Origin of the sequence: Caballeronia sp. BR00000012568055, assembly GCF_029439455.1 — a bacterium.
Classification (GTDB): domain Bacteria; phylum Pseudomonadota; class Gammaproteobacteria; order Burkholderiales; family Burkholderiaceae; genus Caballeronia.
In genome coordinates this window covers 1-658 of the sequence record NZ_JAQFVG010000203.1, presented here as the reverse complement: position 1 = coordinate 658, position 658 = coordinate 1, and the positions used below count along the sequence as shown (strand labels likewise).

Annotated in this window: 1 protein-coding gene; it reads left to right on the top strand. The window is 60.0% G+C overall.

The window, feature by feature from the left end; all coding sequences use genetic code 11:
- Window positions 1-296 precede the first annotated feature (296 nt).
- Window positions 297-658, top strand: a 362-nt coding sequence (locus P7F28_RS10115) for a ParB/RepB/Spo0J family partition protein (RefSeq protein WP_277184359.1), incomplete at its 3' end; no start/stop codon positions are given.

The window sequence follows — 658 nt, the reverse complement described above, 5'->3', positions numbered from 1 at the left end:
GTGACGCACAGGCAGACTGCGACGATCAGGTGCCGCTTCTGTTCGCGGACGAGCCTGCTTTGTCATCGGCGTGGACGCGCGGCGTCCAACAGCATGATTTGACTGTCGAGCTGGAAAATTGTTCGTCGTGCCGGGCGGCGGGTTTCGATCCGTGTCCGTTTCACGGTTGATCGTCTCCTTCGCGGTTAAATTCCAACTGATCCACTGAGCGCCGATTTCCTCGGCCTCGCCATTTTAGCTATTTAACCTTCGGGAACCACGCCCGAAGGGTCGGGTTCCCCTCTCCGGAGCCCACCATGCAACAACAACCTACGCTTGCTCTCAAGCATATCCAGGTCAGCATCAATCCCCGCAAGTATTTCGATGCGGCGGAGATGGAAGAGTTGACCGCGTCCGTGCGCGAAAAAGGCGTCATTCAGCCGGTCATCGTGCGAGCGCTTGCCGACGGCGGTTACGCACTCGTCGCCGGCGGCCGCCGATACAAGGCAGCGCTCGCCGCGCATGGCGAAGACTACGAAATCCCGGTCGTCGTCAGAGACATCGATGAGGTCGAGGCGAAGCAGCTTGCCATCATCGAGAACATTCAGCGTGCCGATATGTCCCCGGCGGAGGAAGCGATCGCGGCAGCCGAGCAGGTCGGACTGTGTAAAGGCGATCG